This window comes from Myroides sp. C1519 (assembly GCF_038039755.1).
In the GTDB taxonomy this organism is placed as follows: domain Bacteria; phylum Bacteroidota; class Bacteroidia; order Flavobacteriales; family Flavobacteriaceae; genus Flavobacterium; species Flavobacterium phaeum_A.
Map to the genome: position 1 here is coordinate 55918 of NZ_JBBPHM010000004.1, position 20779 is coordinate 76696.

The window sequence follows — 20779 nt, forward strand, 5'->3', positions numbered from 1 at the left end:
TCTAATTAGTTAATTTTGAAAATAACTTTTCTTGCAATCTTACGAGCTGCAGCTGAATCTTTAGAAACTGCGTCGTCAATTCCGTTACCTGTAGCAGATACTTTAGAAGCAGCAACACCAGCTTTAACTAAGATATCTTTAACTGCGTTAGCACGTTTTGCAGATAATGTATTGTTGTAAGATTTGTTTCCTACAGCATCAGCATATCCTAAAACTTCTACAGAAGCAGATGGGTTATTTTTCATGTAGTTAACGATGAAGTTAATTCCATCAACTGAAGTTGGTTGAGATTTATCAAAGTCAAAGTATACAGCAACGTATCCTTTATTGATAAGTTCTTTAATCATTGCAGCGTCATCAGAGCTAACTGGTTTCTCAGCGTTACCATATTTCTCAGCGATAAATGCTTCAATGTTATCAGCAATACCATTGTTGTTTTTGTCGATATTTCTACCTCTTGAATCAACTAATGCTCCTGCTGGAGTGTTTGGTTCTAAATCTAAGTAATCAGCAACACCGTCTCCGTCAGAGTCAACAAGCATTCCTTCTACTTTAGATAATCTTCCGTCTAACTCAGATAATAAGTTGTTCTCTTGAGCTGCTTCAGCATACCAGTCAGCGTGTTGAGCATGTTTACCTAAATAAACAGAGATACCAACTGTTGCGTTCATCATTGTACCTTGGAAGTTTGAACGGTTTGTTTTACTTAATCCGTCAAAGTTTTGGTTTTGTTGAACGTTTTGTACGAATGTAAAATCAGCGTTTAAAGCAACACGTCTGTGTAATTTAACTTGTCCAGTTAAACCAGCCATAATGTGTCCCATGTTATCTGTACCTGTAAATCTGTCTCCATTCATCCAAGAGAAACCTCCCCCTGCGTGAGCTTGAACGTTTAATACTTTAGTCCAGTTTTCGAAGTTAAGAACTCTACCTAAGTTTACAACTCCTTCAACACTTGTTCTGTAGTAGTTAGTGTTTAAATCTGCATCGTTTGTCCAGCTATCTAATTTGTCATATCCAAAAGAAGCTTTAACTCCGAATTTGTTATTTAAACTGTAACGTACACCACCATCTAAGTGCATGTTTTCGAAAGTTTCACCTGTATAACCTGAAGTTAAAGTTCTTGCAGGTTTAGCAAAACCACCATTTAAGTCAATAGACCATTTGTTGTAAGGTTTGTCTTGAGCATTAGCTACACCAAAAGCTAATACAGAAGCCAATAACGGTAATGTTAATTTTTTCATAGTTGTATTTTTAATTTCCACTAAACTTGATTTTAAGTAACCAAGTCTTTACTAATCGCTTAAGGAGCAAATATAATCTAAACTTTTGAAATATCAGAAAAATTCATACTTTTATTTCAAAATACAACGTTTTTACTATAAATACGTAAAATTAAAAAGGACTAAGATGAAATATACCTCTAAGATTTTTGTCACTGTAGATGTGATCTTATTTAAAGAAAAGATAAAGGATTTAGAAATACTTTTAATAAAACGCAAAAACGAGCCATTTCGTGATTATTGGGCTTTACCTGGTGGATTTGTTGATGAAAATGAGGATCTAATGATAGCTGCCAGTAGGGAATTACTTGAAGAAACATCAATACCTTGTCAAGAACTTACTCAAACAAAAGCTTATGGTACACCTTTTAGAGATCCAAGATCTCATACTATTAGTGTAGCTTATTATGGTGAAGTAGGGGAAGAGGTGATTGGAAAGGCAGCAGATGATGCTAAAGAGCTTAAATGGTTTAGTATAGATAACTTACCTGAATTAGCTTTCGATCATGCTGAAATCATTGCTGATGCAATAGATATAAGAAAAAAAAATAAGCCTGTATAGGCTTATTTTTTTATGCTTTAGAGTTTAATAACTTGTTTTCCATGATAAAAGTACCAAATGGAATAACTGAAGCTACACAAATCAGACCGTATTTCTTCCAGCTCCATTTCTCATCACTTTTAAGAACAGTTGCCATTACAATATAAAGTATAAATAAAACACCATGTGCCATTCCAACTTTACTTACCATTGCAGGCATATCCATAAAATATTTTAAAGGCATTGCTATAAATAGTAATACTAAAAGAGAAATACCCTCAAGTAGAGCAATAATTTTAAATGATTTAAGCATTTTTAATTAATTTACGAGTTTTGAGTGGCTAATATAGATTTTATATTAGAACAAAAAAAGCCTATCAGGTAATCTGATAGGCTTTTTTTGTTATGATTAACATTTTTAATTAGAAAGCTTGCAATCTTGTGTTGTAATCTCTCAAATCTTCGATGTTATGTTTGTTGTTAATATCTTTATATAGAGATAAAAGGTATTGTAAACTTTCTAAATCATTTTTAGCAGCTGCAACTTCTGCAACAACTCCTTCAGTTTCCTCTATAGCCTCATCTGATGGAATAGCAATCAAAAAAGCATTGTTATTTTGAATATGCTCGTAAGTTAAACGAATAGATTTTACTAAAACCGGTTTCTCTTCTAATAAAGCGAATTCTCTTAGTTTTTGTAAATCCGGAACAATATTTTCTACAACAAGTCCATCAGCAATTAAATCCGATTGGATCTTTTTAATCAATTTTAAAGCATTTGCGTTTTCCACAGTAAATATCTTTTAAGTATAAAAAATTATAGCACAAAAATAATCTTTTTAACCTATTATAAGAAAACAAAACGTGATTTATTTTATTTAAAAATAACTAATCGCTTTAATATTAAGTATTTAACACATAAAAAGAGATCAATTATAAGTCAAAATTGATTATTTAAATACCTATAAAAAAGAAAAACCGCCCTTTTCCGAAGAATAGAAGCGGTTTTTTCAAACAAACTAAACCAAACTGTTTGTTTCCTTATTAGAAAACATATTCGTTTGCGTCTACCAATTTGCTTGCGATTGTTTCTCTCAATGCATTCACATTTGGTAGATTCACATATTTTGTAAATCTGCGTAGTCCCATTAACATAACACGTTGTTCATCACCTTCAGCAAAAGAAGCAATTCCTTCTTTTCCTTTCTCAGCAATAATATCAACAGCGTGGTATAAGTATAACTGAGCCATTGCAATTTCTTCTTTAATATTTTCTTGCCCTTTTACTTTAGCAAGCTTCTCTGTTCTAAGAATAGCACTTTCTGCCATATAGATTTCGATCATCATATCAGATGCAGCCATTAGTAAAGCTTGGTGCTTATCTAAATCTGGTCCGTATTTCTGAACTGCACTACCAGCAACCATTAAGAATGCTTTTTTCAATTTCTCGATAAGCTCTTTTTCTTCTGCAAATAATTCAGAATAATCAGGTGTATCGAAACTTGGAATACTCATTAACTCATCAGCTACTTGCATTGCAGGTCCTAATAAATCAACGTGTCCTTTCATTGCTTTCTTGATTAACATACCAACTGCTAACATACGGTTGATCTCGTTCGTACCTTCATAAATACGAGCAATACGAGCATCTCTCCAAGCGCTTTCCATTGGTGTATCTTCTGAGAACCCCATACCTCCAAAGATTTGGATTCCTTCATCAGCACAAGATTGTACGTCTTCTGAAACAGCTACCTTAAGAATAGAACACTCAATAGCGAACTCTTCAACTCCTTTTAATTCTGCATCTTGGTGTGTATTACCTTCTGCTATACGTTGATTAATACGCTCTTCAATACTTGCTGCTGCTCTATATGAAGCCGCTTCACCTACATAAGCATTTGTTGCCATTTCAGCTAATTTAGTACGGATTGCACCAAAAGATGAAATAGGTGTTTTAAACTGAATACGCTCATTAGCATATTGAACTGATTGCGTAATTAAACGACGTTGTGAGTCTAAACAAGCTGCTGCAAGTTTAATACGACCAACGTTTAAAGCATTCATAGCAATTTTGAAACCATTTCCTCTTTCAGACAACATATTTTCAACAGGAACTTTCGTTTCGCTGAAGAATACTTGACGAGTAGAAGAAGCTCTAATTCCTAATTTGTGTTCTTCTTCTCCCAAAGTAATCCCGTTACTTGGATCGTTTTCAACGATAAAACCTGTAATGTTTTTATCATCTTCAATGCGTGCAAATACGATGAATAAATTACAGAATCCAGCATTAGAAATCCACATTTTTTGTCCTGTGATAGAGTAGTACTTACCATCTTCAGACAAAACAGCTTTTGTTTTTCCTGAGTTTGCATCTGATCCTGCATCTGGCTCTGTTAAACAGTATGCACCAAACCATTCTCCTGAAGCTAACTTAGGAACGTATTTATTCTTTTGTTCTTCGTTACCATAAAGTGTAATAGGCATTGTTCCAATACCAGTATGTGCACCAAAAGCAGTAGAGAAAGACCCTGTAGCTCCAGAAATGTAATCACAAACTAACATTGTTGAAATGAATCCCATTCCTAATCCTCCGTAAGCTTCTGGAACAGCTACTCCTAAAAGACCAAGTTCTCCTGCTTTACGCATACTTGATTCTGTAAAAGCGTAATCTTTTTTCTCAAAACGCTCTTTGTTTGGCCATATTTCTTTGTCAATAAATTCCTTTACTGACTCACGCATCATTACTTGCTCTTCAGAAAAATCTTCTGGTGTAAAAACATTCTCGTATTTAGTTTCTTTTACAAGGAATTGACCTCCTCTTGTGATATCTGTACTCATAGTTTTATTTCGTTATTGGTTAATAGTCTTTATAGCAATTCATAGATTCCTGCAGCTCCTTGTCCAGTACCTACACACATAGTTACCATACCGTATTTAGAACCACGGCGTTTCATTTCATCAAATAATTGAACAGATAGTTTTGCTCCTGTACATCCAAGTGGGTGACCAAGTGCAATTGCACCTCCGTTTACATTGATAATTTCTGGATTCAAATCTAATTCGCGAATTACTGCTAATGATTGAGAAGCGAAAGCCTCATTTAATTCAAATAAATCAATATCCTTAACTTGTAATCCTGCTTGTTTTAATACTTTCGGAATAGCTTTAACAGGACCCATTCCCATAATTCTTGGTTCTACACCAGCCGCTGCATAATTTACCATTCTTGCAATTGGCTCAATGTTTAACTCTTTTACCATTTCTTCAGACATAATCATAACAAAAGCAGCACCATCACTTGTTTGCGAAGAGTTACCTGCTGTTACAGATCCATCAGCAGCAAATACAGGACGTAATTTAGCTAATGCCTCAACTGACGTACCTGCTCTTGGTCCTTCATCTTTAGTAACAGTATATGATTTAGTATCGCGTTTTCCTTTTTCGTTAACAAATACTTCATTCACTGTAATTGGTACAATTTGATTGTCAAACTTACCATCTGCTTGTGCTTTTAAAGCTTTCATATGTGAGTTAAAAGCAAACTCATCTTGATCAGCACGAGATACATTGAATTGTTTAGCTACTGCTTCTGCAGTAAGTCCCATTCCCCAATAGTAATCTTCGTGTCCTTCTTTAGCTACACCATAATCAGGAGTAGGCTTGTACCCACCCATAGGAATGTAACTCATACTTTCAGCACCTCCAGCAATGATACAATCTGCCATTCCAGCTTGAATCTTAGCTACAGCCATACCAATTGTTTCAATTCCTGAAGCACAATAACGGTTTACTGTTACACCAGGTACATCCTCAACTTTTAATCCCATTAAAGAGATTAAACGAGCAATGTTTAATCCTTGTTCTGCCTCAGGCATAGCATTACCTACCATAACATCGTCAATGCGACTTTTGTCGAATTCAGGTAATGATTTCATTAAGTGCTCTATTGTTTCAGCCGCAAGTTCATCAGGTCTTTTAAATCTGAACACACCTCTTGGTGCTTTACCTACAGCCGTTCTATATCCTTGTACTATATATGCAGTTTTCATTTTCTCAGTAGTTTAAATTAGATTAAAGATTAGTTTCTCAATGGTTTACCATTTTTCAACATAAATTGGATTCTTTCCAATGTTTTACGTTCCCCACATAGAGATAAGAAAGCCTCTCTTTCTAAGTCAAGTAAATATTGTTCTGTTACCAATGTAGCTTCAGATAAATCACCTCCAGCCATTACGTAAGCTAACTTATTAGCAATCTTACGGTCGTGTTCTGAAATGTATTTACCAGCCATCATACTATCCGTTCCTACTAAGAACATACCCAATGCTTGACGTCCAAGTACTTTAATGTCTTTACGTTTCACAGGTTGTGTATAACCAGCTTCTGCCATCACTAAAGCCTCGCGTTTAGCTTGAGCTAATTGTAAATCTTTATTTACAACTACAATATCTTTTCCTCTTTGTAAAATGTTCAAGTCATACGCTTCTTGTGCAGAAGTAGCCACTTTAGCCATTCCGATAGTCAAGAAGTGCTCTTGAAGTGTATTTAACTCCACGTCGTTTTTGCGGTAAAGATCTGCTGCTCTAACAGTCATTTCTTTAGAACCACCACCACCTGGGATTAGACCAACTCCAAACTCTACTAATCCAATATAGGTTTCAGCTGCCGCTACAACTTTATCAGCGTGTAAGCTCAACTCACATCCACCACCAAAAGTCATTCCGTGTGGAGCCGCTACAACAGGAATACCAGAGTAACGCATTTTCATCATAGTATCTTGGAACATTTTAATTGCGATGTTTAACTCATCGTAATCTTGCTCCGCAGCCATCATAAAAATCATCATTAAGTTAGCTCCAACTGAGAAATTAGATCCTTGGTTTCCAACTACTAATCCTTGGAAGTCTTTTTCAGCAATTTCAACAGCTTTGTTTAATCCTGCTAAAACACCACCACCAATCGTATTCATTTTAGAGTGGAACTCTAAGTTCACAATTCCATCTCCAAGGTCAATTAACGAAGCCTCACTATTGCCCCAAACTTTATTAGTTGCTCTAATATTATCAAGAATAATGAATGCATCTTGACCAGGAATTGCTTCAAATGCTTTTGTATTTTGGTTGTAGAATAACTTCTTACCATTTTCAACTTTATAGAAGCTTTTAGCTCCTGTAGCTGCTAATTCTTTTACCCAATCAGCAACTTGATATCCTTCTTTTTCAACAATTGCAATACCTTTCTCAAGACCTACAAGATCCCAAGTTTGGAACGGACCATATTTCCACGCATAACCAGTACGCATTGCATCATCAATAGGGTAGAAGGTATCTGTAATTTCAGGTACGCGTTGTGAAACATAAGCAAAAAGAGAAGCAAAGTGCTTGCGAATTAAATCTCCTGCTTTTCCTTGATCCGCAAGTAATACAGCTAATTTAGCTTTTGTACCACCTGCTTGCTTAGCCGTTTCAACTGCTGTAATTTTAGCACGCTCTAAAGGTCTGTACTCTAATTTTTCAAGGTCAAGAGCAAAACGATTTGTTTTCCCTTCTTTATCTACCTCTTTGTAATAGAATCCTTTACGCGATTTATCTCCTAAGAATTTATTTTCTAATAAGAAGTTTAAAGGCTTACTGTCTTTAATCTCTTGAATCATTGCATCGTTAGGACAATTTTGTTTTAAACCAGTAGTAACATTAATAGCAGTATCTAACCCTACTAAATCTCCTAATTTAAACGTACCCGTTTTTGGTCTTCCTAAAATAGATCCTGTTAACGTATCCGCTTCTTCAATAGTTAATCCAAGTTCTTGAGCCAATTGCATTACCATAGCCATTGAGTAAACTCCTACACGGTTACCGATAAACCCAGGAGTATCTTTACACAATACAGGAGTTTTTCCTAAGTATAAGCTTGAATAACGTTGGAAGAATGAAATAACCTCAGGAGACGTTTGTGGTCCTGGAATAATTTCAAACAATTGTAAATATCTTGGAGGATTAAAGAAGTGTGTTCCACAGAAGTGTTTTTGGAAATCTTCAGAACGACCTTCAACCATTAAGTTCATAGGAATACCAGAAGTATTCGAAGTAATTAATGAACCTGGTTTTCTATATTTTTCAATCTGCTCAAAAACAGACTTTTTAATGTCTAATCTTTCAATTACAACTTCAATAACCCAGTCGCAATCTTTTATTTTTACTAAATCATCTTCAATATTTCCAGTAGAAATGCGTTCAGCAAATTTCTGCAAGTAAATAGGAGACGGTTTAGATTTCAACGCATTTGCCAAGTGCGTATTAGCAATTCTATTTCTTACAACTTTACTTTCTAAAGTAAGGCCTTTCTTTTCCTCATCTGGAGTTAACTCACGAGGCAAGATGTCAAGAAGCAACACTTCTAAGCCAATATTAGCAAAGTGACAAGCAATAGCTGATCCCATAACACCAGAACCCACTACCGCTACTTTTTTAATAATACGTTTCATACTTTAAATAATTCTTTGGTTTATAGTCTAATTTTCAAGCCTTAAGATAAGATTATTTTTCTTCAAAAATGTTCTTGTCGTTAATCAGTTGATTGATAACATCTGTAACTTCAATAAAATTTCGAATCTTCTCTTCAGAGATCTGTGATTTAATCTTTTCATTAAATCGTTTAACCTTGGCTCTTGATAGTTCTCTTTTTTCAAGACCGAGTGGAGTAAGTTTAATAATGACCCCACGTCCGTCATTAGGATTTTTCTCTTTAGTAATCAAACCCTTTTCTTCCATCTTTTTAAGCGTACGCGTTAAGCTCGTAGCTTCCATTCCCATATTAGGACCTAATAGGGTAGAAGGAGTACCCTCTCTATCAATACTTAATAAAGCAAAAGCAAGCGCCATACTGGCATCATATTTAGCAGCCTCTTCATTGTACATTCTCGACACAGCTTGCCACGTTGCTCTCAAAACGTAATCTATAGTTTTGTTTTTCATACCTTATTGATTAAATCAAATATAAAAAAAAATAGTATGCACGCATACTATTTCTTCTTTTTTTCTTTTTATTAATAAAATTTTAACTTTTATCCTCTATAAATCTTCTCGTATAAGTCTTTATACATTTCTAAAATAATACGACGACGTAGTTTAAGAGTAGGAGTTAAGTGCTCACTATCAATACTCCACACTTCTGGTGTAAGCTCAAATTTCTTCACTTGTTCCCACTTACCGAACTTCTTATTGATGTAAGTAACCTCTTCCATAATACGATCAATAACTTTTTGGTTTTTAACTAACTCTTCATTAGTCGTACCAATATCATATCGTTTTCTTCTTGCCCATTCTCTTACGAATTCAAAATTTGGTTGAATAAAAGCTGCAGGCATTTTCTCACCTTCACCAATAACCATAATCTGCTCAATAAAACGAGATTGCTTCATTCTGTTCTCAATCATCTGTGGAGCTACATATTTCCCTCCAGAAGTCTTAAACATCTCTTTTTTACGATCTGTAATATGTAAGAAACCATCTTCGTCTATACGTCCGATATCTTCTGTATGGAAGTAACCATTCTTAATAACCGAATTCGTTTTTTCCTCATCCTTGTAATATCCCAACATTACGTTTGGACCTTTACACAAGATTTCACCATCTTCAGCGATCTTAACTTCTACGTTACCAATTGGACGTCCAACAGTACCCGAGCGTAAACCACCATTTCTCTTGTCGTTTACAGCAATAACAGGAGATGTTTCGGTCAATCCATATCCTTCCATAACAGGAAGTCCAGCGGCGTTAAACACTTTAGATAAACGAGGTTGTAATGCGGCACTACCACAAACAATAATCTTCATTTCACCACCCAGTGCTTCTTGCCATTTTTTGAAAACAAGCTTTCTTGCTACTCCTAACTGTATGTTATAAAATAAACCTCTATTATATGGTTTGTATCTAAAACCAAGTTCTAATGCCCAGAAAAAAGCTCTCTTTTTAAACCCAGTTAATGCAGAACCTGTTGTAAAGATTTTATCGTACACTTTTTCAAGTAAACGAGGTACAACAGTCATTACATTAGGTTTTACTTCCTTCATATTTTCCCCCATCTTTTCTATTGACTCCGCAAAATAAATAGAAACACCACTGTATTGGTATAGATAAGTAATCATACGTTCAAAAACGTGACAAATAGGTAAGAAGCTTAGTCCTCTGTATTTCTCATCTCTTGTAAAAGGAACCCTATCCCAACTTCCAGTAACGTTTGCAAGCAAGTTCGTGTGAGACAACATTACTCCCTTAGGTCTTCCTGTTGTTCCTGAAGTATAAATAAGCGTAGCCAAATGATCTCCTGTAATCGTATCTTTAATACGGTCTACATCAGCTTGATTACTCTCATCAGCACCAAGTTCAAATAATACATCAAAATTCTGACAACCTTCTATTTGATCAAAAGAATACACTTCCTTTAAAAGCGGTAATTCTGCTTTAACAGACATTAATTTATCATAGATCTCTTGATCAGAAACCACACAATATGTAGCTTCAGAATGGCTGATGATATACTGATAATCTTCAGCAGCAATAGTAGGGTAGATTGGCACGTTCTGTGCTCCGATTTGCAATAAACCAATGTCAAGCAAATGCCATTTAGTCTGGTTAGCACCAGAGATAACAGCTATTTTTTCATTTTCTTTTATTCCTAAGCGCAATAAGGCTCTTGAAAGAGCGTTCGCTTTATTTATATATTCCTGAGAAGAAGTCTTCTCCCATTTTCCATTTACTTTCGTAACTAACGCATCCTCTAAAGGAAATTGTGCGTTTTGTAGGTAAGGAATATCAAAAAGTCTTGTAGGATTTACCATGTTTACATTAATTAGCTTACGCAAAGTATAAAAAAAAAACTATATAAACTATAATGAGTTAAAAAAGATAATAATCTAAAGATTTAATTAAATTTGTGGTTTTACTAAAATATTTCAAAATACACTTGTTATATGTTATCTAATCGATTCAGATTAAATGAAATGTTAGTGATGGGCTACCGATTGTTGTTGGCTTTTTTCTTCTATTTCATTGCGCGAACTTTATTCTATGTTTACAATACAGATTTATTAAATGTAGATTCTATTGGTCAATTTTTAACCTTAGCTTACCACGGTTTAACTTTTGACAGAATGGCTATTTTTTATGTTAATAGTTTATTCATCATATTGTCTATTTTACCGTTGTTTATCAACACTAAAAAAGGTTACCAAAAAGCAGTTTTCTATGCTTATATTATCCCTAATTTAATCGCATATTCTACCAATTTTATCGACTTTATTTACTACAGATTTATCTATGCAAGAACGACTATTGCAGTGTTTGACAGTTTAGAACACGAATCTAATAAGGGTCAATTATTTTTCAATTTCTTAGTAAACTATTGGCACGTTTTCGTTCTATGTGTTTTACTTTGTGCTTCTTGGGTTTACCTGTACAAAAAAGTTAAGTTTACTACACCGTTAAAAGTAGAAGCTAAAAAACCTTATTGGTTATCTACTGCTTTAATAACAGTGGTAGTTGGAGTGGGATTTGTAGCTGGTGTACGTGGTGATTTAAAGAAAACAACTCGTCCTTTAAACATCATTGACGCAAATAGAAATGTATCTAAACCGGAACACGCCGATATCGTTTTAAATACACCTTTTGCTATTTTGCGTACTATTGGTAAAACGAGTTTTAAGAAGGTTGATTATATGGATGAGCAAACTTTAGCTCAAAATGTTAGTGCTGTTAAGCAATACAATACTAATGAGCCTTCAACGCCAAATATCGTATTGTTTATCACAGAAAGTTATGCCAGAGAATACATTGGTGCTTTTAATGAAGATATGAATATTCCAAACTTTAAAAGTTACACGCCATTTATAGATTCTTTATCTCAACAGAGTTTGATTTTTCCAAATGCATTTGCTAACGGGTATAAGTCTATTCACGGAGTTTCTTCTGTAGTTGCAGGTATTCCATCGTTTAAAGATGCATTTACATCGTCTCCGTTTCCAAAACAAAAGATTGAGTCGTTGGTATCTACTTTAAAATCGAAAGGATATGACACATCTTTCTTTCACGGTGCTCCAAATGGGTCAATGGGATTCTTAGGATTTGGTAATATCTTGGGATATGATCATTATTACGGAAAAACAGAATACAACAATGACGCTGATTTTGATGGAACATGGGGTATTTGGGATGAGCCGTTTTTTCAATACATGAGAAAAACATTGAATGATAAAAAAGGACCATTCTTTGCCACTTTGTTTACTGTTTCTTCACACGAACCATTTAATATTCCTAAAGAATATGAAGGTAAGTTTCCTGTTGGGAATCAGCAAATACACAAAACAGTAGGTTATACTGATTATGCATTCAAGCGCTTCTTTGAAGAGAGCAGTAAAGAACCTTGGTTTGAAAACACAATATTTATTATAACAGCAGACCATACAAATCAAATTGATTATGACGAATATAGAAAACTTGTAAATCGTACGGCAGTTCCTATTTTGTTTTACAGTCCTAAAGGCTATTTAAAGGGCATAGATAAACGTTTAGCACAGCAGATTGATATTTACCCTACTGTATTAGATTTAATTGGTTATGACAAGCCATTTAGAAGTTGGGGACGTAGTTTAATCAATGATACGATTACAAAACCATTTACTGTTAATTATGGGGCTAATGAATACACATACCAAGAAGGTAATTATATCTGTAGATTTAACGGTAAGGAAATAACTGGATTCTATGCTATTACTGACAAAGGATTAGAAAAGAATTTAATCAAAAATAAAAACAAAGAAATGGAAGCTATTGAGATGAAATGCAAAGCTTTCATTCAAGATTATTTTGATCGCATTATAGATAAAAAGTTAGACTAAAGTCTCTTATAAATAGAGAAGGCCCTTGAATGTTTTATTTCAAGGGCCTTTTTTATTTGTTAATTCACGTCTCTCTTTTATCAGTAATATCATTTATAAAGTCTATTTCATCTAATTAATCAGGTAGAACAACAAGAGGCTCAGTTCTTAATATGGTGTATATTAATAGGCACCTTGTTCGAGAGAAGTTCAAGACATACTCGGAAGATGTTCGGAAAAAGGGGGTGTTTTCCGAACAAAACTCGACTATATGTGGTATTAGTTTCCTTTTTGATCCCTTTAAACGTTGTGTGAAACTAAAGAAGACAGAACAAAAAAAGCCTTTATACGAGGTATAAAGACTTTTAATTTTTAAAACGATTAAAGATTACTCTTCAAGGTCATTATTTTTCAATAGTTCTTTTGCTCTTGCCAAATCTTCTTCTTCAACAAAAACGTGAACTGCCTTATCTGCAGATCCAAAACCTGCTGTAATGGCAGAATCAATATCATCTCTAACAATATATCTAATATTGTTTTCTTCTAATACGTCTTTTACTGCAAGAACCATGATCTCACTTCCTGCAAATAGTTTTTTATGACTCATAACACACTTATTTATACCTCTAAATTAAAACTATTTGCTTTTAAAAAGAAATAAAACTGAATATAAAGTGTTCTGTTTGATTTTAATCTACTCTCTTATTCTAAATTTCTCGTGTTTCCATTTTTAAAATAAAGTAAATTACTCAAAAGAGACGGTAAACTGTTTTTTTAATTATAGTAAAAGTGATGCTTTAGCTACATTATAAAGCAGTTAAATGAAAAATATTAGAAAAGCCTGTAGTGTAATTTTTTATAGTCTGGTAAAAAATTAGTATCTTAAAAAAGATTTTGAACAAATTCAATGCGTTATGAAAATAGAAGAAACTAAGGCGTATCGTCAATTGGGAGAAGTATCTCAATTAATTGTGAGTAAGAGTGCTTCTAAAAAGAGAATTCAAGAAGCTGTTACTATGGTCAGAACCATAGGAGTAGAAAAATGGGAACGAATTACAAATCTGCCCACCTTGTGGCACAATATTGTAAAAGAGCTTGCTGTATGAACAGCAAGCTCTTTTTTTTTGGACCAAAAAATACGCATAGTTTAAACCTATATTTTAAATCCGTTAATATTCTCATTTATTGCTTTTTAAGAAAATAAAACACTCAATATTTACTATTTTACACTAATTAACGCAATTACTTCAATGAATATATTTAATCTAAAACAGCATATTTATAGTAAAACACTATTTTAAAAACACAGTATTGATGATTTTATCTAAATTAACAATCTTTTACTTGTAAATTAACTAAATTAATTATTGATAATGTAATTAATTATAAAAATTGTAAACTTGTAGCAGAGTTAATTATAAAGTTTTAACATAATCAAATGCTATGAGAAATAAAATTTTACTAAGTACATTACTTTTAAGCGGGATATCTTTTGCCCAAATAGGAGTAGGGAATGATTTACCACACGAGTCTGCAATATTGCATATAGGAAATGAGACGAATAACAATAAAGGTCTTTTGATTCCTAATGTGGCTTTAAAAGGTTTAACAGATAAATCTGTTATTGCTGGAGAAAACCCTAAAGAGGGTCTTATTATTTTCAACACGACTGAAAATGATGAATTTACAAAAGGTTTTTACTACTGGGGTACTACAAGAAAAGACGATAACGGACCTGTTTTTGAATGGAATAAACTTGTTGGAAACAATGAGTTAAAAACAACTATTTCTGAAAATCAATTAATACTGGATTTATTTCAGGCTAATGAAGAAGATGAAACAACAGCTGGGTTCAACCTTAAAAATGGAGAGACTGAAGTTGGAAAGTATAATGAGACTTTAACAACATTTAATGTTGAAACCAGGTTTATGCATGTACTTAGACCTAATGGTAATCAAGATGATACTGTAAATTCACAAACAAGCTCAGATGATGATGATGTAATTTACATTCCAGCTGAAAATGGTGAAGAAATACTGCCTGATGACAAAATACCTTCAGGGTATACTTATGAAGGGGTTATTAGTAGTGATTCATTCGTTTATAAAAATGAATTAGGTCAAGAAAAAATTTTTACGCTTAAAAATGTGCTATCAAATTCACAGACACTAACTTCATTAAGTTTTTCTCCAGGATACCTTAACGAAGAAAGTGAGAACCTTGGCCCTGTTTTAATTTATACAGATGAGGAAAAACAAGAGAATATAATTTTTTTAAACCAACTTTTACAACAAGATCAAAATTTAGCAGAATTAAGTTTTAATGTAGAAACTGATGAACTTATTTATATAAATGAAAAAAAGGATGCTACACGAATTTCTTTAAGTTCATTAATTAAAAGTGCTTGGCATAAAGTTACAAGTGGAGGTAACGGTCTTTATGGTGATGATATTTACACAGAAGGTTGGGTAGGTATTGGGTACAATGACAAAACTCCTGGTTTAGCAAATGAAAAACTACGTGTAAACGGAAGTGTTTCTGCTGTAAACAGTTACTATGCCGATTATGTGTTTGATGCTTATTTTAATGGTACATCAGCTCTTAAGTATGATTACAACTTTAAAAGTTTAGATGCTGTAGATAATTTCATTAAAACAAATAAACATTTACCTGGTATTACTCCAATTAGTGAATTAACAACAACTGAAAACGGGTATGCTTTTAATATGTCTGAACTTTCTATTCAGTTATTAGAAAAAACAGAGGAGTTATACTTGCATACAATTGAGCAAGCAAAAGATATTAACGCCTTGCAAAAAGAAAATGAAGAGCTAAAAAATAGACTTCAAGTAATTGAAGATTTAGTAAAAGCTAATCTGTCTAAATAATAAAAAAAGAAAATTTACTATGAAACATATCAACTATATAATATATTTCTTCTTTGCTTTGTTCTTGGGAACACTTTCTATGAGTGCCCAAAGTACAAAAATACAGGATGAAAGCATTGCTGGTAGCTCATTGACTGCAGTAGAAAACTCTATTCTTGAGCTGGAAAGTACTTCGAAAGGATTCTTAATGCCTCGAATGACTAATGCGCAGCGTAATGAAATACCAATGGCAGATAAAATTGCTGGAAATGGTTTAACTATTTATAATACAGATACGGACTGTATCAACTATTGGAGTACAGCAAATGATCGATGGATGAGTTTATGTGGTACATTACCTCCTTCTATAGTAAACGTTGACGCAAGTAATTGTAACAGTTTACTATTAGTTAATGGTAGAAATGGGTCAAATAAACTAATGCAAGGTGAGTACTTAACGCCAAGTGACATTTTATATGTGAACTTAACTGTTGGAGAAGTTGGACATTATGATATTACAGCTGTAACTGATAACGGATATTATTTTTCTGGATCAGGTACCTTCAACTCTAAAGGTTCTGTTAGAATTCCGCTTACTGGAGTTGGAGTGCCAATTAAAGGAGGAGTTAATGATGCTGTTAAATTCTCAATTAATGGTAAAGTTCAAGTAGCTTGTTCAAACTTTAAAATTGAAGTTGAAAGAGCTGGTATTGACTTTGATATTACTTCTACAGGAATAGGAACTGCTGAGGGAAAATACTATTGGAATACGCCTGTTGATCAAAAAACGAACTTTATTGATGTAAATGTAAATGTAAAGACTGTTGGTGCTTATACTATAAAAACGAAAGCAACTCAAGCCGGACTTTCTTATAGTGGTTCGGGTGTATTTACAAAAACAGGAGCCCAGACTGTTAAGCTTTTAGCAGAAGGTACGCCAAAATCATCAAGTGACTTAACAGAAACAACGTTTGAGTTAGTTACAAACTCAAATGGAACAACTGCGAATACACATAATTTTAAAGTTAAAACTGCTATCGAGAAATTTGCTTATACAGTTGATTTAAGTAAAACTAAACACTACGGACCATTTGTAAAAGGAAAAGAAGTTAAAGACAACAGTTATTTAATTGTAGAAGTTAAAGTAACAGCTCCTCCACGTGTTAGTACATATCTTTATTTCCCAAATGGTGATGTAACTTTCAAAAGTGTTTCAAGTAATTTTCAATTTAACAATAATGGAAATATACATAAATTACGATTTAATGCTTCAGGAACATTACCAAATGCAGAAAATATCATACTAAAAGTAAATCCTCCTTATAGTAATACATATACAATACCTTTAAGTTCTCCACCTGTTGAATATACAATAGATTGTTCATCACTAATAACTTATGGTAGTTATACTGTAGGTAAGAATATTAACAACCCAGATAAGCAATATGCATCTATAGAAATCGATGTTAAAGTACCTGGAAGTACAACTCTTGTTACAGAGGATATGATAAATGGTATTGGTGCAACTTTCTCTGGAAAATTAACAAAACTTGGAAAACAAAGAATTAATCTTGTGATGGCAGGAACACCTAAAAAAGCACAAAAGAATGTTAAGCTAAGACTTTATTCAGCTGATTTAGGTGGACAGACAAACTGTTTCATAACATTAGATGTACAAGAGAAATTAAGAGACTTTAATATATTGGTAATCGGTGATCTTAAGCATGGACCTGCATCTTATTCACATGATTCTCAAAAACTAATGAGAAATAGATCTTATTTTGGACCGACTGGACGTGTACAAGTAAAAGGTTTTAATATTTTTAATTATACTGATAAAACAATAAATACATCTTCAGAATCTAATAAATTATCTAAATATTTAACTGATAACAACATTGATATTGTATTTGTATCACACGGGGCAAGATTTGCTTCTCATGGTACTATTTCATTAATCGATTTTATTAATCAAAAAGATGGGGTTGTTATTTTTGCGACATCATACCAACAAGCAAGGGTTTCTCAAATTATAGAAGCTATTACAGGACAAAAGCCAACATCAAGTTCGGCATACTCTTCTATAATACATGACGCAGCTAATGCTCCTTCTTCTTTGGTATTACAAGGTCCTGAAGGATTCCCAAGTTTAATTGGAAAGAATTTTGGAAACTATGTTAATAACGCTGTTTATTGGAAAAATTTACCTAAAGATATTAGCGTAATTGCAAGAAGAAAAGATGCAGATGATGTTTGGGCAGGTTATTCACAATCAAAAGGTTTTGCTTTTATTGGTGATGAAAAATGGATGACAACTGAAAATATTTTATTATATGAAGTACCATTTTATATATCAGGAATCAATACAGCAGCTCCAAGAAGAAGCTATACAGGTAGTATAATTTCTTGGGGTGGTGTAGATGTTTATAACTCAAATTTATTCATAAACTTACTTGCATGGGCGATTGAGTATAGACAAGATCAATAAATAAATTAATTAGATAATTACAACAGATTGAAGAATAGCAAATTCTTCAATCTGTTTTTATAATAATTAAAATGGAAAAAAGAAACTTTAAACATATATTCTTACTTGCATTGTTTATGCTTTGTTCTGTTTTTTCAGTGCAAGCGCAACGTGGGGCAAGAATAACAAATGAAGTAACTGGTACAAAAGCACCAAGTAACTTCGCTATTTTAGATCTTAGCAGTGCTGACAAAGGTTTTTTATTACCTCGTATGTCAACAGTGGAGAGAAATGCTATTAAAATTGATAAGAATACAAATAACGGATTAGCTATTTTTAATACAACAACAGATTGTATTGAATACTACAACCTTTCGTTAGATATGTGGATGAGCTTATGTGGGGATGATTTACCTGCTGAGTTTTCTATTCTACCTGCTCAATGTGATGATATTAAAATTATTGGAGGGTATTATAAAGATGTTGCTTTAAATCAAACCAATGGTATCTTAATTAAAGTTACAGCTGCAACATCAGGTACTTACTCAATTTATGCAGATTCTAAAAATGGTTATAGCTTTTCTCACCAAGGAAAATTTCCAGCTCCTGGAGTTTATACAATTTTCTTAAAAGCAGAGGGTAAACCAACAAATGGATACGCTGCTGGAGCAAAGGGTGATGAAATAAAATTCCAACTAAACGGAGTTGTGAGCGACTGTGTGAAAAATATTTTTGTGGATACACAATTACCTATCTATACAATTACCGCTGTTAACACAATCGGTAAATACTTTTTGGGATTAGATGTTTCTGATAAAGAATACCTTAATCTTACTGTTAACGTAACAAGAGGTGGACATTATGTAATTAAAACAAACACTGTAAATGGAGTATGGTTTGAAGGTGAAGGTGAATTTACAAGTACAACACAACAAACAGTTAAATTAGAAGCAAAAGGAAGACCTAATAAAGTTGGTAATTCAAACTTTGAAGTCTATGCTAACCCACAATATGCAAGTGGAAAGCCTATTAAAGCAGCTGATGGTGTTTACAACACACCACAAGTAGAAATTAGCTTAGTTGATTGTGCTGCTACAGGGTACTCTCACACAGCTGCACTCGACGAAATGTTACCAACGAATGCAACTATGACAGTACAGGTTGATGTTAAAGCTCCTGGTACAGGTACTTTTTCTATGGTTGATAATACAAAAAATATTTCTGTTGAATTCAAATCAGATCTAACAGAGTTTAAATTTGACCGAAATAAAACAAGTAATATACAAGAGGTAGTCCTTAACGTTGTTTCTACCAGAAGAACACCTATTACAAGTGGAAATGTAACAATGAATGCTTGGGCAAGTAATGTTAAAGTAGTAGGAAGTTGCACAACTATTATGCCAGTTAAAGTAAACAAACCTATTTGGGAAGTAAAATCAATTGAATTAGAAAGCCCTTTCAATTACGGGAATATACCATATATAACACCTGCAACAGCAATGGGAACAAATGGTAGTAACGCGTTTAAAGTAAAAGTTAAGTTGGATGTAAAAGCTGGTGAAGCCATGAATTTCACTACAAACACTGTTAACGGGGTGAATTTTAAAGGAACAAGGAGTTTAAATTTGACTTCTTCAGGTGAATATATAGTGACGTTAAAAGCTTATGGTGCTTCTTTAAAAGATATGAAAAATGCTGATGCTAAATATACTCTTTCTGCAAATGGTAAAGTAGTTGGAACGTTTAATGTTGATTACGTATATCGTAGTATGAATCTTATGGGATACGGAGGGTCTACTCCAAATGCTGAAACAGCAAGTTCTCCTTCATTTTATGCGCATCAATTGTTAAAAAACCCCGATCTATTTGGTTGGAATGGTTTGGTAAGAATTGAAAAATTAAATTTATTGGATATAGGTGGTAAAATGACTACAGATATAAATTATGCTTCCCGAGACATCAATCCTACTTTAGATATTTCCGATATTGTTATTATAACAGGAGAAGGGGCAAAAGATAATTCCCAATTATTGAAAGTAGCTGCTAAAATTAAGTCAAAAGAAATAGTTGTTATTCAAACACAAGGTCATGCAAATTATGATAAGATTACTAAATATTTAGAGAATCTATTTGGAAGCGTGACTAATACTACAATAAAACCTTTCAATGAGGCAAGAAGTGGTTTAGATTTTACTTCATATAGCAATTCCTCTGTCCCTTACTTTGATGCATTATTAGACAATAGATTTTTTAATACATATGATAGAACTTTCAATAAAATGAGTAATACACTCTTTGGAGAATATAGGCTTGCAGACAGTGAATTGGATGGAAATAATAAACCAAGTACAGGTATTAATAGACCATCTAATTTATCCTCAAACACAAAATTAATTTATCATAGTTCAATGCAGAATCTTGATAGGTCTTATAGACAAGGATTTATAGCAAATGATTATGGGATGATTTTAATTATGAACTCTGCTCCATTTAGTGGTCGTAGAAATAGTCAAGGAGGAGCATCAAATCCTATGAGTGTTACTATTAAAAATAATTTGTATTATCCAACTTCTACAAAGAACTATCAAGTTGGTACTAATAGTGTAATAGAGGTACATAACTCTTTCCATTTCTTGAATATGATGTATTGGGCAATTAATTATGCACAAGCAAATCAACCAAACGTTGTTAAGCCCCAATAAATTCAAGTCAAACTTAAACTAAGTATAACAAAACCCCTCAAGGAT

15 protein-coding genes are annotated in these 20779 nt (G+C 33.2%); 6 read left to right on the forward strand and 9 right to left on the reverse strand.

Features of this window, described 5'->3' with window-relative positions; genetic code table 11:
• Nucleotides 1-5: 5 nt before the first annotated feature.
• A complete protein-coding gene (locus AABL81_RS03870; RefSeq protein WP_341340385.1) occupies nt 6-1244 on the reverse strand; it encodes an OmpA family protein in 1239 nt (412 codons plus the stop codon).
• A 166-nt stretch (nt 1245-1410) separates the two neighbouring features.
• Between AABL81_RS03870 and AABL81_RS03875 the strand changes: the two genes are divergently transcribed.
• Entirely contained in the window at nt 1411-1845 is a 435-nt protein-coding gene (locus tag AABL81_RS03875) for an NUDIX hydrolase (protein WP_341340386.1), read from the forward strand.
• A 10-nt stretch (nt 1846-1855) separates the two neighbouring features.
• Here the strand turns inward: AABL81_RS03875 and AABL81_RS03880 are convergent, their stop codons facing one another.
• The 7 genes from AABL81_RS03880 to AABL81_RS03910 form a co-directional block, all read right to left on the reverse strand.
• Nucleotides 1856-2137, reverse strand: a complete 282-nt coding sequence (locus AABL81_RS03880; RefSeq protein WP_158210888.1) for a DUF3817 domain-containing protein — start codon at nt 2135-2137, stop codon at nt 1856-1858.
• Nucleotides 2138-2246: 109 nt separating this feature from the next.
• Nucleotides 2247-2615 carry a hypothetical protein gene (locus AABL81_RS03885; RefSeq protein WP_158210889.1) on the reverse strand — a complete coding sequence of 123 codons (369 nt, stop codon included), beginning with the start codon at nt 2613-2615 and terminating at the stop codon, nt 2247-2249.
• Nucleotides 2616-2868: 253 nt separating this feature from the next.
• The gene (locus AABL81_RS03890) at nt 2869-4662 is read right to left on the reverse strand and encodes an acyl-CoA dehydrogenase family protein (RefSeq protein WP_158210890.1); all 1794 of its coding nucleotides are present in this window, start codon (nt 4660-4662) and stop codon (nt 2869-2871) included.
• Between the two features lie 29 nt (nt 4663-4691).
• Nucleotides 4692-5873 (reverse strand): acetyl-CoA C-acyltransferase, encoded by a 1182-nt coding sequence (locus AABL81_RS03895; protein ID WP_158210891.1) that lies wholly within the window; start codon nt 5871-5873, stop codon nt 4692-4694.
• A 29-nt stretch (nt 5874-5902) separates the two neighbouring features.
• Nucleotides 5903-8308: a 3-hydroxyacyl-CoA dehydrogenase/enoyl-CoA hydratase family protein gene (locus tag AABL81_RS03900; protein ID WP_158210892.1), complete on the reverse strand. Its 2406-nt coding sequence runs from the start codon at nt 8306-8308 to the stop codon at nt 5903-5905.
• Nucleotides 8309-8360: 52 nt separating this feature from the next.
• Entirely contained in the window at nt 8361-8798 is a 438-nt protein-coding gene (locus AABL81_RS03905) for a MarR family winged helix-turn-helix transcriptional regulator (protein ID WP_158210893.1), read from the reverse strand.
• A gap of 89 nt (nt 8799-8887) precedes the next feature.
• Entirely contained in the window at nt 8888-10663 is a 1776-nt protein-coding gene (locus AABL81_RS03910) for an AMP-dependent synthetase/ligase (protein WP_341340387.1), read from the reverse strand.
• 132 nt (nt 10664-10795) lie between these two features.
• On the opposite strand from AABL81_RS03910, the gene AABL81_RS03915 reads away from it, so the two are divergent.
• On the forward strand, nt 10796-12718 hold the full coding sequence (locus AABL81_RS03915; RefSeq protein WP_341340388.1) for an LTA synthase family protein: 1923 nt from the start codon (nt 10796-10798) through the stop codon (nt 12716-12718).
• 367 nt (nt 12719-13085) lie between these two features.
• Here the strand turns inward: AABL81_RS03915 and AABL81_RS03920 are convergent, their stop codons facing one another.
• Nucleotides 13086-13304, reverse strand: coding sequence for a putative signal transducing protein (locus tag AABL81_RS03920; protein ID WP_158210896.1), 219 nt, complete (start codon nt 13302-13304; stop codon nt 13086-13088).
• Nucleotides 13305-13611: 307 nt separating this feature from the next.
• Here AABL81_RS03920 and AABL81_RS03925 point away from each other — a divergent pair, with 307 nt between their 5' ends.
• The 4 genes from AABL81_RS03925 to AABL81_RS03940 all read left to right on the forward strand — a co-directional run bounded on the left by AABL81_RS03925 (nt 13612) and on the right by AABL81_RS03940 (nt 20734).
• A complete protein-coding gene (locus AABL81_RS03925) occupies nt 13612-13803 on the forward strand; it encodes a hypothetical protein (protein ID WP_158210897.1) in 192 nt (63 codons plus the stop codon).
• Between the two features lie 337 nt (nt 13804-14140).
• Nucleotides 14141-15586, forward strand: coding sequence for a hypothetical protein (locus tag AABL81_RS03930; RefSeq protein ID WP_341340389.1), 1446 nt, complete (start codon nt 14141-14143; stop codon nt 15584-15586).
• A gap of 19 nt (nt 15587-15605) precedes the next feature.
• Nucleotides 15606-18053 carry a hypothetical protein gene (locus AABL81_RS03935; protein WP_341340390.1) on the forward strand — a complete coding sequence of 816 codons (2448 nt, stop codon included), beginning with the start codon at nt 15606-15608 and terminating at the stop codon, nt 18051-18053.
• Between the two features lie 71 nt (nt 18054-18124).
• Nucleotides 18125-20734 carry a hypothetical protein gene (locus AABL81_RS03940; protein WP_341340391.1) on the forward strand — a complete coding sequence of 870 codons (2610 nt, stop codon included), beginning with the start codon at nt 18125-18127 and terminating at the stop codon, nt 20732-20734.
• The last annotated feature ends 45 nt before the right edge of the window (nt 20735-20779 follow it).

Excerpts from the sequence above, each read along its gene's own strand:
- AABL81_RS03875 (WP_341340386.1), top strand. The coding sequence starts at position 1,411 with ATGAAATATACCTCTAAGATTTTTGTCACTGTAGATGTGATCTTATTT.
- AABL81_RS03880 (WP_158210888.1), bottom strand. The coding sequence starts at position 2,137 with ATGCTTAAATCATTTAAAATTATTGCTCTACTTGAGGGTATTTCTCTT.
- AABL81_RS03925 (WP_158210897.1), top strand. The coding sequence starts at position 13,612 with ATGAAAATAGAAGAAACTAAGGCGTATCGTCAATTGGGAGAAGTATCT.
- AABL81_RS03930 (WP_341340389.1), top strand. The coding sequence starts at position 14,141 with ATGAGAAATAAAATTTTACTAAGTACATTACTTTTAAGCGGGATATCT.
- AABL81_RS03915 (WP_341340388.1), top strand. The coding sequence starts at position 10,796 with ATGTTATCTAATCGATTCAGATTAAATGAAATGTTAGTGATGGGCTAC.
- AABL81_RS03910 (WP_341340387.1), bottom strand. The coding sequence starts at position 10,663 with ATGGTAAATCCTACAAGACTTTTTGATATTCCTTACCTACAAAACGCA.
- AABL81_RS03870 (WP_341340385.1), bottom strand. The coding sequence starts at position 1,244 with ATGAAAAAATTAACATTACCGTTATTGGCTTCTGTATTAGCTTTTGGT.
- AABL81_RS03920 (WP_158210896.1), bottom strand. The coding sequence starts at position 13,304 with ATGAGTCATAAAAAACTATTTGCAGGAAGTGAGATCATGGTTCTTGCA.
- AABL81_RS03895 (WP_158210891.1), bottom strand. The coding sequence starts at position 5,873 with ATGAAAACTGCATATATAGTACAAGGATATAGAACGGCTGTAGGTAAA.
- AABL81_RS03940 (WP_341340391.1), top strand. The coding sequence starts at position 18,125 with ATGGAAAAAAGAAACTTTAAACATATATTCTTACTTGCATTGTTTATG.
- AABL81_RS03935 (WP_341340390.1), top strand. The coding sequence starts at position 15,606 with ATGAAACATATCAACTATATAATATATTTCTTCTTTGCTTTGTTCTTG.
- AABL81_RS03905 (WP_158210893.1), bottom strand. The coding sequence starts at position 8,798 with ATGAAAAACAAAACTATAGATTACGTTTTGAGAGCAACGTGGCAAGCT.
- AABL81_RS03890 (WP_158210890.1), bottom strand. The coding sequence starts at position 4,662 with ATGAGTACAGATATCACAAGAGGAGGTCAATTCCTTGTAAAAGAAACT.
- AABL81_RS03900 (WP_158210892.1), bottom strand. The coding sequence starts at position 8,308 with ATGAAACGTATTATTAAAAAAGTAGCGGTAGTGGGTTCTGGTGTTATG.